The organism is Inquilinus sp. 2KB_23 (assembly GCF_052115705.1).
GTDB classification, from domain to species: domain Bacteria; phylum Pseudomonadota; class Alphaproteobacteria; order DSM-16000; family Inquilinaceae; genus Inquilinus; species Inquilinus ginsengisoli_A.
Window position 1 is genome coordinate 184,291 of record NZ_JBFRHF010000002.1, and the last position, 14,875, is coordinate 199,165.

Here is a 14,875-nt window from a genome sequence, read left to right on the forward strand (position 1 = left end):
GACCTCCTACCAGTTCCGGAATTTGCTTGGCGGGTCGTAGAGATTGCCCGACCAGTGCATCAGCTCCTTGACGGAGTGCGCGGCGAGCAGGCTCCTGTGCGTGTCGAGCGGGTCGATGCCGAGATCCTCCGGCCGACGGATCACCTTCCGGGCCCGCAGGTCCTCGACGACGCGGTGGTCGCGCGCCCGGCCGACCGGCGTGTATCCGGCCACCCCACGGATCGCCTGCTCACGCTCATAGGCGGTGCGGCAGAGCAGGAGGTTCGCGATCCCCTCCTCCGTGACGATGTGGGTCACATCGTCGCCATAGATCATCACCGGCGGGAGATCGAGATGGAGCGTCTCGGCAAGCTGGACGCTGTCGAGCTGCTCGACGAAGGTCGGGACGAGCTTGTCGCCGAAAGTCTCGACGATCTGGACAACCAGCTTGCGGCCGCGCGGCAGCTGCTGCTGTTCGCCCGCCGCTTCCCGCCCCGCCTTCAGCCACGCCTCGCTGGCATGACGCCGGCCATGCGGATCGGAGCCCATGTTCGGCGCGCCGCCGAAACCCGCGATCCGGTCGCGCGTCACCGTCGAACTGTTGCCCTGCAGGTCGATCTGGAGAGTCGATCCGATGAAGAGGTCGGTCGCATAGAGGCCGGCGGCCTGGCAGTACATGCGGTTCGACGCCATCGAACCGTCCCGGCCGGTGAAGAAGATGTCCGGGCGGGCGCGCATATAGGCGTCCATGCCCACCTCCGATCCGAAGCTGTGGACCTGCTGCACCCAGCCGGTCTCGATCGCGGGGATGAGGGTGGGGTGCGGGTTCAGGGCGAAATGGGTCGCGATGCGCCCCTTCAGGCCGAGCCGCTCGGCATAGGTCGGCAGCAGCAGCTCGATCGCGGCGGTGTTGAACCCGATCCCGTGGTTCAGCCGCCGGACGCCGTACTCCTCGTAGATCCCCCGGATCGCCAGCATGCCGGTGAGGATCTGGGTCTCGGTGATCTGCGCCGGATCGCGGGTGAACAGCGGCTCGACATAGAAGGTCTCGGGCGCGACGACGACGAAGTCGACGCGATCGCCGGGCACGTCGACCCGCGGCACCTTGTCGACCAGCTCGTTGACCTGGGCGATGACGATGCCCTGCTTGAACGCTGTGGCCTCGATCACCACGGGAGAGTCTTCCGTGTTCGGGCCCATGTAGAGGTTGCCGTCGCGATCGGCGCAGCGCGCGACGGTCAGCGCCACATGCGGCGTCAGGTCGACGAAGTAGCGCGAGAAGAGCTCGAGATAGGTGTGGATCGCGCCGAGTTCGATCTTCCCGGCGTTGAGGGCCCGCGCCAGCGCGGCGCCCTGCGGCCCGGAATAGGAGAAGTCGAGCCGGCGCGCGATCCCGGCCTCGAACAGATCGAGATGCTCGGCAAGCACGAGTCCGGACTGCACGATGTGCAGATCCCGGACGGTGTTCGGGTCCACCGCGGCGAGGCAGCGCGCGAGGAAATCCGCCTGCTTCTGGTTGTCACCCTCCAGGCAGACGCGGTCTCCCGGGCGGATGACCGCCTCGAGCAGGCTGGTCGCATCATCGGGCGCGACCAGCTTGCCCCGGGCATAGCGGCCGGCCGCGGCCAGCCGCTGTTCACGGGATTGTCGTCCGGTGTCCCACGCGCGCTGCGGTGACGCGTTCGGTCGGGATGTCATGGCTGAATCTCCGGCAGGGAGAATGCGGCGCCACCCCCTCCATGGGATGCGACGACGCCGCTTCTCGTGGCCTCAGTTGGTCGCGTCGCCCGCATGCCGAGCGGCGTCCTCGATGACGGCGGCGACCTCGTTGGGGCGGGATTCGTAGACCGAGTGGCTGGCGCCCTGGAGGACGGTGACGTGGCTGTGGGCGCGCTGGTAGTAGAAGCGCTCGAGATCCGGGTTGATGATCTTGTCGGCGGCGGCGACGATGCCCCAGCTCGGCTTGGTCTTCCAGGCCGCGGCGGTCATCGGTGCGCTGAAGACCGCGGCCGCGGTCGGGACCTGGGACTGCGCCTCGAACGTCGCCTGGTCGAGCGGCAGGTCGGCCGCGAAATGGGAGGGGAAGAGGTCCGGCCGCAGAGAGGTGTAGCCGTCCGCCGTCTTCACCACCGCACCGGGCGTCTGTTGGGTGACGCTGGGCATGGTCTTGCCGAGGGCGGCCTCGTCCTCGCCGACATCCGGCGCATGGGCCGCGACATAGACCAGGGCCGCGACATGCGGGTCCTCGCCGGCCTCGGTGATGATCGAGCCGCCATAGCTGTGGGCCACCAGGACGGTGGGGCCGTCCTGCTCGGCGAGGACCCGCCTGGTGGCGGCGACGTCGTCCGCCAGGCTGGTCAGCGGCTGCTGCACCATGGTCACGTGGAAGCCATCCTTGGTCAGGATGTCGTAGACCGGCTTCCAGCCGGACGCGTCGACCCAGGCGCCGTGGACCAGCACGATGTTCTTGATCGGCGCGGCGGGGGCGGCCGACGCGACCGCGGGAGCGACGGAGGCCAGCAGGGATGCCAGCAGGAGGATGCGCTTGCTGTGGAGCGGAGACATGAGGCCACCTCGATTGTTCGAGCATCGGGAGTGGTCTCCGAACCCCCCGGAAGGAGCGTCGCCGGGACCACGACATGACGGTACGGCGCTCCCGGCCCGCCCTCCATTGGACAGGGGGGCTGCCGAGGCCCTGCATTCCGGTCGACGGTCAGAGACTTTGGTATAGGGCCGAGGACTGGTTCATCGCTCCCGGCAGGCAGGCAAAGAGGGCCGGTTCGAAATCGCGCCCGAGACCTAGGTATAGGCTCGGCCCTACGAACACGGAGCAGCGACGATCCAACGTGCGATGGAGCGGCATGCGGCTTCGCCCCTAGCCTTGAGCGATGACGTGGACGGTCTGCGCGGCGACGGGCCTGCGCATCGTCCGTCATCCGCAAGAGGAGGCCGTTCCATGTTGTCCGACGCAATCCTGCTGGCGCTGGCGCCGGTGTTCTTTGTGATGGGGCTCGGCTATGCCGCCGGACGCATGCACATCGTCGAAAACCATCAGGTCGACAGCCTGAACAAGCTGGTGATGGACTTCGCCCTGCCGGCCTCCGTGTTCGCGGCGACGGCATCCGCGTCGCGCAGCGAGATGCTGGCGCAGGCGCCGCTCTTCGCGATCTCCGGCGGGGTGATGCTGCTGCTGTACCTGGCATGGTACGTCCGCCAGCACGCCTCTTCCAAGATCGGCAAGGAGGATGCTGCGCTCCAGGCCCTGACGATCGCCTTTCCGAACCTCGCAGGTGTCGGGCTTCCCATCGTGTCTGCGGTGCTCGGCCCCACCGGAGTCGTCCCGGTCGCCGTCACCCTGGCGGCCGGCTCGATCCTCGTCAGCCCGCTCACGCTGATCCTCCTCGAAATCAATGGGGGGAAGGATGGCGGTGCCGCCGGGCCGATGACCGCGCGGATCCTTGGGGCCCTGCGCCGAGCGCTGACCAAGCCCGTGGTCCTGGCGCCCGTGCTCGGCATCGCGCTCTCGCTGTCGGAGGTGAGGCTCGGCCCCGTCGTCGATGCCTGCCTGCTGCTGATCGGGCATGCTGCCGCCGGCGTCGCGCTGTTCCTCACCGGCCTGGTCCTGTCGGGCCAGTCCTTCCGGCTGGACTGGAAGGTCGTCAGGGCGACCGCGGCGGCCGACATCATCCGGCCGCTGCTGACCGCGCTGGTCGTATTCATCCTGCCGGTCCCGGCCGAAACCGCGAAGGTGGCCATTCTGCTGGCGGCAGTGCCGTCAGGGTTCTTCGGCATCCTGTTCGCCGTGAACTACCGCCTGGACTCGGCCACGGCGGGATCCATGGTCATCGCCAGCACCGTGTTCAGCATCATCACGATGGCGATCGCCATTGCCGTACTGTTTCCCGGGTAAGCTGACGGCACGCGGCACGCGGCACGCGGCTTGACGGTTGGCGAGCACTCGCGTCAGGTTGTGCCCGCCCATTCTGACAAAGCCTATTGCCCCACGGATTGCCACTCTCGATGAGCCGCGACGCCGCAGAGACGCCTTTGATAGCCGATCCCGAGCCGGGGGGCGCTTGCGGGCCCAGCCGGCGGATCGTGTCCACCCGGCGCCGCTGGCACCGCCTCCTGGCGCTTCTGTTGGGTTCAGCCGTCTTTGTCGTCGACACCTTCACCGACGTCAGGGGCGCCATCGCCGTTCTCTACGTGCTTGTGATGCTCCTTGCCGCCGACACGTTCTCGCGGCGCGGCATCGCCCTGCTGGCGCTGGCCTGCGCGGGCCTCACGGTTCTCTCTTTCCTTACAACCCACGGCCTGGATGCGGATGTCTCGGCCACGCTCCGTTTTGGAATCTCGCTGGCCGCGATCGCGATCACCGGCGCCCTGCTGCTTCGCGACCAGGCGTCGAAACAGTCCCTGATGGAAGCGAACACCGCCCTGGCGCGCAGCGAGAAGCGGTACCGGTCGATCTTCGAGCAAGCCCGGATCTCCCTGTGGGAGCAGGATTTCTCGCAGGTCAGGGACTTGCTCACGACACTGCGGCAGCAAGGCGTGCGGGATCTCGATGCCTATGCCCGTGAGCATCCGGCCTTCTCTCGGGACTGTGCCCGCCGGATCACCACCTTGCATGTCAACGACGCCACGGCCGAGTTGCTGCGGCTGTCGTCGCCATCCCAGGCGCAGGGTTCGCTCGAGCGCTTCCTTCCGGCCGACGATCCCGCCTTCCTGGCGGTCCTGGCGGCCATGGCTGACGGCAGAAGCCGGTTCGAAGGGAGAGCGAATCTGATCACCGCGGGCGGACAGGTCGTGACCGTCCTCCTCGGCATCTCGTTCCCCGACGAGGCGGACGAATTCGGCCGCGTGGTGGTCGCCATGACGGACATTACCCAGCACGAGCAGATCCAGCAGACGCAGCTCGCGGCCCAGGCCGAGCTGGCCCGGGCCTCGCGGGCGGCGACCGTCGGCGCGCTGTCGGCCTCGATCGCCCATGAGCTCAACCAGCCGCTCGGCGCCGTCGTGATGAACGCCCAGACCTGCCTGCGCTGGCTCGGCAAGGACCCGCCCGATGTCGAAGCCGCGATGCGGGCCGCGGAGCGGACGGCCCGGGACGGCCGGCGGGCTGCCGAGATCGTGCAGCGCACGCGCGGGCAACTGGTGCGGGATCAGCGTAGCGACGAGATGATCGATCTGCGCGAGGTGGTCGAGGAGACGGTCCATCTGCTGGAGGCCGAACTGAATGCCCATGCCACGCGGGTGGTGACACAGTTCGCGATGTCGGTCCCGCCGATCAGGGCCGATCGCGTGGCGCTGCAGCAGGTGCTGATCAACCTCATGACCAACGGCATCCACGCCATGGCCGAAATGCAGGCCGCCGCGCGCGAACTCACGGTCAGCGTCGACGGTCCCGCCGCGCCCGATGCGCCGGAGGTGCGCGTCGTGATCCAGGATCGCGGCGGGGGCATTCCCGACGACGTCCACGCCCGGCTGTTCGAGCCGTTCTTCACGACGAAGCGGGGCGGCATGGGAATGGGGCTTGCGATCTGCCGCTCGACGATCGAGACATATGGCGGACGATTGACGGCCAGGAATCACGAGCAGGGAGGGGCGGTGTTCGAGTTCGCGCTGCCGGCGGATCAGGACGCCGCACAAACATCATGAAAACACCAGTCGCAGCGGCATCCGCCGCCGCTCCCCTCGTCTTCATCGTCGACGACGACGAGGCTATCCGGGAGGCGCTGACGGACCTGCTGCGCTCGGTCGGGATCGAATCCCGGTGCTTCGGTTCGACCAGAGACCTGCTCGACGCCGCCCCCACCGACCGGCCCGGCTGCCTGATTCTCGACGTCCGCCTGCCGGGGCTGAGCGGGCTGGATCTGCAGGCCCAGCTGGTGCGCAACCGCAACACCCGGCCGATCATCTTCATGACCGGCCACGGGGACGTTCCGATGACGGTTCGGGCGATGAAGGCCGGGGCGATGGACTTTCTGACCAAGCCCTTCCGCGATCAGGACATGCTGGACGCCGTGGCCGCCGCCATCGACAAGGACATGGCGCAGCGCCAGGAAGCAGTCGCAGCGAAGGAGGTCGCCGCGCAAGCCGCCACCCTGACCCCGCGCGAGACGGAAGTCATGGCCGCGGTCGTGAAGGGGCTCATGAACAAACAGATCGCCGGCCTTCTCGGCATCAGCGAGATCACGGTCAAGCTGCACCGGGGAAACGTCATGCGGAAGATGGAGGTCCGGTCGGTCGCCGACTTGGTGCGGAAGGCGGAATTGCTGGCGCGTTGATGCCTTGACTTGGCCTGGACGGACAGCCGCTTCGTCCTGCACCTATGTATGGTATCCGTCCAGCGAGCCCTCGGCTATCCAGGACAGGCGGGTCACAGTCCCGTTGTTGTCCGCCGAGGTATCGTGTCCCATCCCCCCGTTATCGCTGTCATCGACGACGATCCGGCCATCCGCGAGGCGCTGGAAGACCTCATCGTCTCGCTGGGCTACCGGCCCCTGCTGTTCGTCTCGGCCGAGGACTTCCTCGCGTTCCCGGGGCGCTCCGCGGTGGGCTGCATGGTCGTCGACATCCGCATGGGGGGCATGACCGGCCTCGACCTCCAGGCGCGGTTGAACGCGCAGGGCAAGCCCTCCCCGATGATCTTCATGACCTCGTACACCGACGAGGCGACGCGATCGAAGGCGATGGCGGGTGGCGCGCACAGCTTCCTCGCGAAGCCGGTCGACGCAGAGGTGTTGATCGGGTGCCTGGCCTCGGCGCTCCACGAGTCAGCCCGGCAGGGCTGACCCCGCAAGACGCGCAGCGACGGGATCCCTTTGCGGTTAGACCGCGCGTTCGGACGGCAGGAGACCGAGGTGGGGGCGATGCGCCCGGGACCGCGCGTTCAGGTGGGCGATCGACGCAAGGGCGCGGGGCCGGCCACGCCCCGGAGCACGGCCCGTCCGGCATCCGCTGCGGCTTCAACGCCCCGCTGCCGCCGTGGCGATGCAGCCGGCCATCCTGAAGGGATCCTCCCCGGCGACCATGGTGGGCACCATGTCCCGGGGCGGTGGGCGGGTGACGATATAGACAGGCCTCATCCCGCCATCGGCCGGCGCGTTCGCTGCGCTGGACGCGATCGAGAAGCCGAGCACCAGGGCCAGGCCCAGCGTGGCGAGACCACAGATCGCCGCCGTCAGGCCTCTCCCCTCCACCGGTGCGACGGCCCGGCCGTCCATGGGGCCGCCGTCGAAAACGGCGGACGGATGCGGCAGGCCGATATTGGTCTTCTGCGCGGGACCCATGGTTTGCCTCCTCTCCAGCATCGGCCAGACGACACGCGATCACCCGATCGTCGATCAGAGGCTAAGGTCGAAGCGCCGTGCCGCTCCATCATGCCTGGGGACTGTGAGGCCCTACGTTTGTTGGGCCAACCTATACCTTGGTCTTGGATGGCCAGACGCAATCACCTCAGACGCAATGACGGCGGCGGCCGCATCTCGATCCCTGCCGGTCCGACCTCTGCCCTATACCAAAGTCTCTGACCGTCGACCGGAATGCAGGGTCTCGGCAGCCCCTTGTCCGATGGTGGGCGGGCCGGGAGCGCCGTACCGTCATGTCGTGGTCCCGGCGACGCTCCTTCCGGGGGGTCCGGAGACCACTCCCGATGCTCAAACAATCGAGGCGCCGCGTCGGCAGCCACAGCCCCCGACGGGACGCCGGTCGAACGGAGACGCAAGCGATGACGGTGCTGTATTCGACCAGGGTCACCGCGGCCGGCGGCCGCCAGGGATGGATCCGCAGCGACGACGGCCTGCTCGACCTCGAGCTCGCCATGCCGCAGTCCCTGGGCGGCAAGGGCGGCGCCACCAACCCGGAGCAGCTGTTCGCCGGCGGCTACGCCGCCTGCTTCGAGAACGCCCTCCTGCGGGTGGCGCGGCAGGCGGGCCATCGCTTCGGCGATGACGACGTCCGGGTCGTCGCCGAGGTCGGCCTGAGCCGCAGCCCGGCCGACGCCTTCGTGCTGTCCGTCGCGCTCGCCATCGCGATCCGCGGCGTCGACCGGCAGACGGCGGACGCGCTGGTCCGCGCCGCCGATGCCATCTGCCCGTACTCCAACGCGATCCGGGGCAATGTCGACGTGGCCAAGACCATCGCGGTCGACTGATGCCCGGCCCCGCCGCGCCGTTACGAGCAAGGGAGGGCGATCCCCTCCCCGTCCCGGCGGCAAATACCCGCAAAGTCCTTCACCCCAGATTGATTTCCTGGAAATCGAATATCCATCGATGCGTCTGCCGTATTCTCTGCGGCTCGCATAATAAAGCCGCGACGGAACATTAAATTTGGAACAGGCTTTTGTTCGGGTCCGTTATCCCTGAACCGATGGAACACCCCTCGCCACCTCAAAGCCCAGCGGCCGAAGGCCAGGCGGAGTTCGAATCCGCAGCCCATCTGACGCAAGCCCTGCTGTATCAGGTTCGCGCCGGGAGACTATCCCCGGTGGAATTGGCGACGTGGCTGCGTCAGATGATGATGAGCGCGGCGGATCCACTGTCAGACAACGAGAAGAGCGCGATCGCCTGCACACTCGCCATGGACCTGCTCGCGGATGTGGGCTGCGACTTCAACCCGTCCGGATTGATGGACCTGGTGGACGGCTCGGACCAGGCGATCGCGATCGGACGCCTGGTTTGAGGACCGCCTGGCGCACCGGCTCGGGCTCCTGCCGCAGATGGCCCCGGGCCCGGGCCAGCCGGGATCGGATCGTCCCCGTCGGGATCTGCAGATGGGCCGAAGCCTCCTCGTAGGAGGCGCCCCAGACCGCCACGATGGACAGGATATCCCGGTGGTCCTTCGACAGCGTCCGCCAGCGCGCCGCCACCTCGGTCACCTCGATCCTCTGCATCTGCGTCGCCGGCGTGCTGCCGTCCCAGTCGTCGATCGGGATGGTTTGGGCCCGGCTGTGCTTGTTGCCGACGAATTTCGAGAGGTAGAGCCGGCGCATCATCACGGCGAGCCAGGCGATCATGTTGCTGCCGGGCTGCCAGAGATGCAGCTTGCGCACCGCCCGGAACAGCGTGTCCTGCAGCAGGTCGTCGGCGTCGGCGTGGTTTCGCGTCAGGGTGATGGCGAAGCGGCGGAGGTCGGGGATGCAGGGAGCGACAGTCGTCAGGAACTGGCGCTCTGTCGCGGCGGAGATAGCCGACATGGGAGCATCCTTGCAGGTTCGAACGCGACGGGGTGACGACGATGCCGTCGGCGATGTCCGGTTCGCGTTCGTATCGAAACTGCACCCGCCGCCGGCGCCCGAAGGGCCGGCTGCCGGCAGTCCAGGGATCGGGAGACCCAGACGCAGCCTAATCGGCAGCGAAACCAGGCCGCCAGACTCGGAAACTACTCATGTCCGTCGCTAGGACGAACGTCCGGGTGGGCTAGATCCTGCCCATGCCGCCGAGGCCGCCGAGCAGCCACAGCACCACGAGAACGAGGACGACCAGCCCGAGCACGCCGCCGAGGCCCGCCCCGCCATAGCGACCATGGGCATAGTAGCCGCCGCCGCCGAACAGCAGGATCAAGATAAGGATAATGACAATCGTGCTCATGGTCTGTCGCCTCACTGGACTTTGATCGTCGGGCAAGAGCCGGGAGCGACGCCGGTTCTTGGGCGCGTCTCCGATGGTCTTGCTTCCGATTGTCACGAGCATAGCGGGCGGGCAATCATATCGGCAGGATCGGAAACTACTCAATCCCGCGCGGCCGGGACGGCAGGTCAGACGGGCGGCTCGTCCGCCCCCGTCTAGGCGGCGGCCAGCGCCAGCCGCGCCAGTGCCGGCAGGGACTTCGAATCCGTCTTCTTCATGATCGCGGCGCGATGGTTCTCGACCGTGCGCTGGCTGATGCCAAGATCCGCCGCGATGTTCTTGCTGGGATGGCCGGCGACGACCAGCCCCATGATCTGGCGCTGGCGGGCCGTCAGCCCGGCGACATGGTCGGCCGCGGCCTCGCGCCAGGCGGCCAGCTTGTTGGTGTCGCGCGACTGCTCGAGGGCGCGCTCGACGCCGGCCAGCAGGTCGCCGCGGCCGACCGGCTTCTCGATGAAGTCCGAGGCGCCGGCCTTCATGGCCTGGACCGCCATCGACACGTCGCTGTTGCCGGTGATCATGATGGCCGGCAGCCGGTGGCCGGCAGCCCTCAGCCGCTGCAGCAGCTCGAGCCCGTTCATCCCGGGCAGATAGGCATCGACCAGGAGGCAAGCCGCGCGGCCCGGGCGATAGGCTTCGAGGAAGGCCTCGCAGGACGCGTAGTCCTCGACCATCCGGCCGTCGTCTTCCAGCACGCTGCGCATGCCGTCCCTAACATGGCCGTCGTCGTCGACGACGAAGATGACCGGCTCGCCCCGGTCACCGGTCCCGTTGGCGGGGCTTGCAGCGTGCGGGGATGCTGCGGGGGGCGATGCCGCCAGCAGGCGCTGGATGGCCTGCGTCAGCTCCTTGAGCTTCACCGGCTTGTTGAGCTGCATGCAGTCCTGGCGGGCGATGTGGCGCAAGGTGCCGGTCGAGATGTCGCCGGTCAGGATGATGACCGGGACCTGGCGGCCAAGCCTTTCCCGCAGCTTGGCGGTGACCTCGAGCCCGTCCATGCCGCCCGGCAGATTGTAGTCCGCGAGGATGAGGTCCGGCCGGACCACCCCCCGCGCCACCAGGTCCAGCGCGGCGACGCCGTCCGACGCCGTCGCCGCGCGGTGGCCCTCGTCCTTCAGCAGAAGGTCGAGGAGCCCGCGCACCTCGGGATCGTCCTCGACCACCAGGATCGCACCAGTACGGTGGGCGCTTTCGGCGATCCCGCCATCGCGGTCCTGGCGGCGGTGCTCGCGCGGCCGGTCACTCTGCGGCAGCATGATCTCGATGGCGAAGACCGAGCCCTTGCCCGGCTGGGAGCTGACGCGCACCCGATGGCCCAGCAGGCCTCCCAGGCGCTGCACGATGGACAGGCCGAGGCCGAGGCCGCGGCTCCGTTCGCGCGCGGCGTTGTCGAGCTGATGGTACTCCTCGAAGATCGCCTGCAACTCCCCGCCCGGGATGCCGACGCCGGTGTCCCAGATCTCGATGCTCAGCATCCCCTCGCGCCGGCGGCAGCCCAGCAGCACCTTGCCCTGCCGGGTGTACTTCAGGGCGTTTGACAGCAGGTTGCGGATCATCTGCTCCAGCAGGCGCGGATCGGTGTCGATCGAAAGGCCGCACGGGACGACATGCAAGGCGAGCCGCTGGGCTTGCGCATGATAGGTGAATTCGTCCTTCAGCCGGTCGAGCAGGTCGTTGACCGGAAAATGGACCCTCTCGGCGCGGACGGTCCCGGCCTCGATCTGGTTGATGTCGAGCAGCGCGTTCAGCATGCCGGTCATGGCGCCCAGCGTCTCGTCGAACCGGGCAACCAGCTTCCGCCCCTTTTCCCCGTCGACGCTCTTCGCCAGCAGCCCCTGCAGCAGGGCCAGCGTCTGCAGCGGCTGGCGGAGGTCGTGGCTGGCGGCGGCGAGGAAACGCGACTTGGCGACGGTCGCCAGCTCTGCCTGCCGCTTGGCCGCCTCCAGCGCATCCGCCGTGTGCCGGCGCTCGGTGATGTCGGCGAAGGTGATGACGACGCCCTCGACCCCGTTGTCCTGGGTGCGGTAGGGCAGGATGCGGCGGACATACCAGGCGCCGCTCTGCGCCTCGATCTCCCGCTCGATCGGCGCGAGGGCCTGCAGCACCGTCCGCGCATCGGTCAGCAGGGCGCTGTCGGCCGCCAGCGAGTTGAGGTCGGCGAGCGGCCGGCCGACGTCGCCGGGGATGACGCTGAACAGCGATCGGGTGGCGGGGGTGAAGAAGCGGATGTTGAGGTCGGTGTCGAGGAAGATCGTCGCGACATCGGTACTGTACAACACGTTCTGCAGGTCATTGGAGGTCGTGCGCTGCCGCTCCAGCGTTTCCTGGAGCTGGCTGTTCAGGGCGGTCAGCTCCTCGTTCAGCGACTGCAGCTCCTCCTTCGAGGTGATCAGCTCCTCATTCGTCGACTGGTATTCCTCGTTGACGGACAAGGCTTCTTCGTTGATCGCCTTCTGCTCCTCGGTCGAGATCTCGAGGTTGCGGATGGCGCCCTCCAGCTCCGCCCTGGTGGCGGCGAGCTCCTGCTCGAGCTCGGCGACGCGCGGGCCGTGTCCCGGGAGGGCCCGGCGCCCTGCCCCACGCTCCGGCTTCGGCTCGTCGATGAAGCAGATCAGCAGCAGCTCCTCGCCGTCGTTCGAGACCGGCTGCACGGCGATGCTGAACGAAGCCGGATGGCCATCTCCGTCGGTCCGGCCGCCAGCGACGACGATGCGCGCATTCTCATGGCCGGCCCGCTGGATCGCCGCGCGGAGCTTGGTGCGCATGCCCTCCCGCGCCATCGCCAGCAGATCGTGCGTCGGGTGGCCCGGCGCCATGTGCAGATAGCGGTCGATCGGCCCCAGGGAATAGAGGCACTCATGCTTGCGGTTGATCAGAACCGCCGCCGGCGCGTAGGCGTCCATCACCAGGCGCCGGCACAGCTCGGCGAGGACGGCCTGGCGCGACGGCGCCGGGCCCTGTCCCGGGCGCGCGGGGACGCGAACGCCGTCGCCGCCCCCCGCGGAAAAGCCGAGATCGCCCGGCCGGCTGCGGCCGATGTGCCGATACAGCCGTTCCGGCTTGGAGATCACATCGAAGCGTCCGCCGAGGTCCCCGATCGTCTCGGAGCTGCCGAGCAGCAGGATGCCGCCCTCCCGCAGCGCGAAATGGAACAGTGAGATCACCTTCGCCTGCGCCTCGGGGCGCAGGTAGATCAGCAGGTTCCGGCATGACACCAGGTCGAGGCGCGAGAATGGCGGGTCGGCCAGCACGTCCTGGACCGTGAAGACGACCGACGCGCGCAGCTCGGGCGTCACCCGGTAGCCGTGATCCTCCTTCGAGAAGAAGCGGGTCAGCCTGTCCGCCGGCACATCCGCTGCGATCGTGTCCGGATAGAAGCCCTCGCGTGCCCTGGCGACGGCGTCGGGATCGACGTCGGAGGCGAAGACCTGCAGCTTGACGTTGCGCCTCGCCGCCGTGATCGCCTCGCGGAACAGCATGGCGAAGGAATAGGTCTCTTCGCCCGTGCTGCAGCCGGCGATCCAGATGCGCAGCGGGTGGTCGGGCGACTGGTTGGCGACCAGGTCGGGAATGATCTTCTCCGCCAGGAGATCGAACACCTTGGGATCCCGGAAGAAGCCGGTGACGTTGATCAGCAGGTCCTTGGCCAGAAGATCGAGCTCGCGGGGGTCGCCCTGCAGGATCTCGAGATACCGCCCCATGTCGGCGGGCTCGATCGCCGCCATCGCCATGCGCCGTTCCATCCGGCGCTGCAGCGTCCCCGGCTTGTAGAGCGTGAAGTCATAGGCGGTCTCGGTCCGCAGCAGATCGATGATCCGCGGCAGCCAGGCCTGTGGCGTGTCCTGCGGCGCCGAAGCATTGCGTTGACGGATCGGGCCGGCTCTCCGGCCGTGTTTGGCGAGCGCACCGGGGATCTCGCCCACCGGCAGGACCAGATCGACCGCGCCGGTCATGATCGCACTTCGCGGCATGCCGTCATAGCCGGCCTCATCGGGGTCCTGCGCGATCACGAGCCCGGACTTCGCCTTCACCGCCTTCAGCCCGAGGCTGCCATCGGCCCCGGTTCCCGACAGGATCACGCAGATGGCGCGCGAACCATAGGCCTCGGCCAGCGAGTGCAGCAGGAAGTCGAAGGGCAGGCGGGCGCCGCGACGCGCTTGCGGGCGCGAAAGGTGCAGGGCGCCGCCGCCCACCGACAGGTAGCTTCCCGGGGGGATGACGTAGAGGTGGTCGCGCTCGATCGGCATCCCTTCAGCGGCCTGCCGCACGGTCATCGCCGTGTGGCCGGCCAGCAGGTCCACCATCATGCTTTCATGGGACGGATCGAGATGCTGGACCAGGATGAAGGCCATGCCGGTCGCGGCGGGCAGGCCGTCCACCAGCTTCCGGCAGGCCTCGAGGCCGCCCGCGGAGGCGCCGATGCCGACAACCGGGAAATCCCCGGAGGGCGGCGACGGGGTGCGTCGGCTCGGTCGCGGCCGCGCCGCGCCGGCCCGATGCGGACGGCTTCCCGGCATGTTGCATGAGTCTCATGGGGTTGCCTCCCGTCGGGAGGACCGATGCGATGCTATCACACCCGCGTCGCGGCGGCGATGCGGGGGCTGGGACAGCCGGCCTGGGTAGTTTCCGAACCTGCCTCGGGCGCTGTCTCGCCGGCTATGATCGTACATCTGGGCGAACCGAGGCAGTGCCGGAGGCGACATGACCCAAACGGCAGCGCTCCGCATCCTGCTCGTCGAGGACGAGGCCATCATCGCCGTGCTGCTGGCCGAGGTGCTCGAGGGCATGGGCTACGAGGTCTGCGCGATCGAAGCCACCGAGGAGGATGCGGTGGCCGCCGCCCTCCGGTGCCGGCCGGACCTGATGATCGTCGATGTCCGGCTGGGCGACGGCAGCGGTGTCGCGGCCGTCGAGAGGATTCTCCGCGCCGGCCCCGTCCCGCATGTGTTCGTCAGCGGCGACCCGTCGAAGGTCCAGGCGCTCCGGCCGGACGCGGTGGTGATGCAGAAGCCGTTCCGCGAAGCCGACCTGGCCCTCGCCATCCAACGCGCGCTCGGTGCCGTGGCGAGCCTGCCGCAATAGGCTGGCCGCGGGATAGCGGCGATCGGCACAGATTTCGGAACTTCCGTCGGCGCCCTCCTGTTCCGGGAAATAGGAAAGCAGATCGGGCATCCAGCCTGATGTCTGCGCGGACGTCCCGCTGGGCATCTGACGCTCCGGCGGCGCCTTCGCGTCACGGCTCAACGCGCTCGTTTTTCAAAGACAGG

Annotated in this window: 13 protein-coding genes; 7 read left to right on the plus strand and 6 right to left on the minus strand. The window is 68.3% G+C overall.

Translation table 11 applies throughout. The annotated features are described in order from the left end of the window. Positions 1–6: 6 nt before the first annotated feature. Positions 7–1,677 carry a malonate decarboxylase subunit alpha gene (gene mdcA / locus AB4112_RS03110; protein ID WP_441717034.1) on the minus strand — a complete coding sequence of 557 codons (1,671 nt, stop codon included), beginning with the start codon at positions 1,675–1,677 and terminating at the stop codon, positions 7–9. Between the two features lie 72 nt (positions 1,678–1,749). After that, complete coding sequence (locus tag AB4112_RS03115; protein ID WP_441717035.1) at positions 1,750–2,544, minus strand: alpha/beta hydrolase; 795 nt, start codon at positions 2,542–2,544, stop codon at positions 1,750–1,752. 391 nt (positions 2,545–2,935) lie between these two features. Between AB4112_RS03115 and AB4112_RS03120 the strand changes: the two genes are divergently transcribed. The 4 genes from AB4112_RS03120 to AB4112_RS03135 all read left to right on the plus strand — a co-directional run bounded on the left by AB4112_RS03120 (position 2,936) and on the right by AB4112_RS03135 (position 6,773). Further along, positions 2,936–3,889, plus strand: coding sequence for an AEC family transporter (locus AB4112_RS03120; RefSeq protein WP_441717036.1), 954 nt, complete (start codon positions 2,936–2,938; stop codon positions 3,887–3,889). A gap of 110 nt (positions 3,890–3,999) precedes the next feature. Beyond that, complete coding sequence (locus AB4112_RS03125) at positions 4,000–5,637, plus strand: sensor histidine kinase (protein ID WP_441717037.1); 1,638 nt, start codon at positions 4,000–4,002, stop codon at positions 5,635–5,637. Beyond that, positions 5,634–6,266 carry a response regulator transcription factor gene (locus tag AB4112_RS03130; protein ID WP_441717038.1) on the plus strand — a complete coding sequence of 211 codons (633 nt, stop codon included), beginning with the start codon at positions 5,634–5,636 and terminating at the stop codon, positions 6,264–6,266. The genes AB4112_RS03125 and AB4112_RS03130 overlap by 4 nt, the downstream gene beginning before the upstream one ends. A 123-nt stretch (positions 6,267–6,389) precedes the next feature. Beyond that, positions 6,390–6,773, plus strand: a complete 384-nt coding sequence (locus AB4112_RS03135) for a response regulator transcription factor (RefSeq protein ID WP_309795396.1) — start codon at positions 6,390–6,392, stop codon at positions 6,771–6,773. A 174-nt stretch (positions 6,774–6,947) separates the two neighbouring features. Here AB4112_RS03135 and AB4112_RS03140 read toward each other — a convergent pair whose 3' ends face one another. After that, positions 6,948–7,271 carry a hypothetical protein gene (locus tag AB4112_RS03140; RefSeq protein ID WP_309795394.1) on the minus strand — a complete coding sequence of 108 codons (324 nt, stop codon included), beginning with the start codon at positions 7,269–7,271 and terminating at the stop codon, positions 6,948–6,950. 437 nt (positions 7,272–7,708) lie between these two features. Between AB4112_RS03140 and AB4112_RS03145 the strand changes: the two genes are divergently transcribed. Continuing rightward, positions 7,709–8,134 carry an organic hydroperoxide resistance protein gene (locus AB4112_RS03145; RefSeq protein WP_309795392.1) on the plus strand — a complete coding sequence of 142 codons (426 nt, stop codon included), beginning with the start codon at positions 7,709–7,711 and terminating at the stop codon, positions 8,132–8,134. Positions 8,135–8,349: 215 nt separating this feature from the next. After that, the gene (locus tag AB4112_RS03150; RefSeq protein ID WP_441717039.1) at positions 8,350–8,661 is read left to right on the plus strand and encodes a hypothetical protein; all 312 of its coding nucleotides are present in this window, start codon (positions 8,350–8,352) and stop codon (positions 8,659–8,661) included. Here AB4112_RS03150 and AB4112_RS03155 read toward each other — a convergent pair. The 3 genes from AB4112_RS03155 to AB4112_RS03165 all read right to left on the minus strand — a co-directional run bounded on the left by AB4112_RS03155 (position 8,591) and on the right by AB4112_RS03165 (position 14,125). Further along, on the minus strand, positions 8,591–9,175 hold the full coding sequence (locus AB4112_RS03155) for an RNA polymerase sigma factor (protein ID WP_441717040.1): 585 nt from the start codon (positions 9,173–9,175) through the stop codon (positions 8,591–8,593). The two genes, AB4112_RS03150 and AB4112_RS03155, sit on opposite strands and share 71 nt — an antisense overlap. Positions 9,176–9,398: 223 nt before the next feature. After that, positions 9,399–9,569 (minus strand): DUF3309 family protein, encoded by a 171-nt coding sequence (locus AB4112_RS03160; protein WP_309795386.1) that lies wholly within the window; start codon positions 9,567–9,569, stop codon positions 9,399–9,401. Positions 9,570–9,763: 194 nt separating this feature from the next. Then, positions 9,764–14,125, minus strand: a complete 4,362-nt coding sequence (locus tag AB4112_RS03165; RefSeq protein ID WP_441717041.1) for a chemotaxis protein CheB — start codon at positions 14,123–14,125, stop codon at positions 9,764–9,766. Positions 14,126–14,309: 184 nt separating this feature from the next. Here AB4112_RS03165 and AB4112_RS03170 point away from each other — a divergent pair, with 184 nt between their 5' ends. Then, complete coding sequence (locus tag AB4112_RS03170) at positions 14,310–14,690, plus strand: response regulator (protein WP_309795382.1); 381 nt, start codon at positions 14,310–14,312, stop codon at positions 14,688–14,690. Positions 14,691–14,875 lie beyond the last annotated feature (185 nt).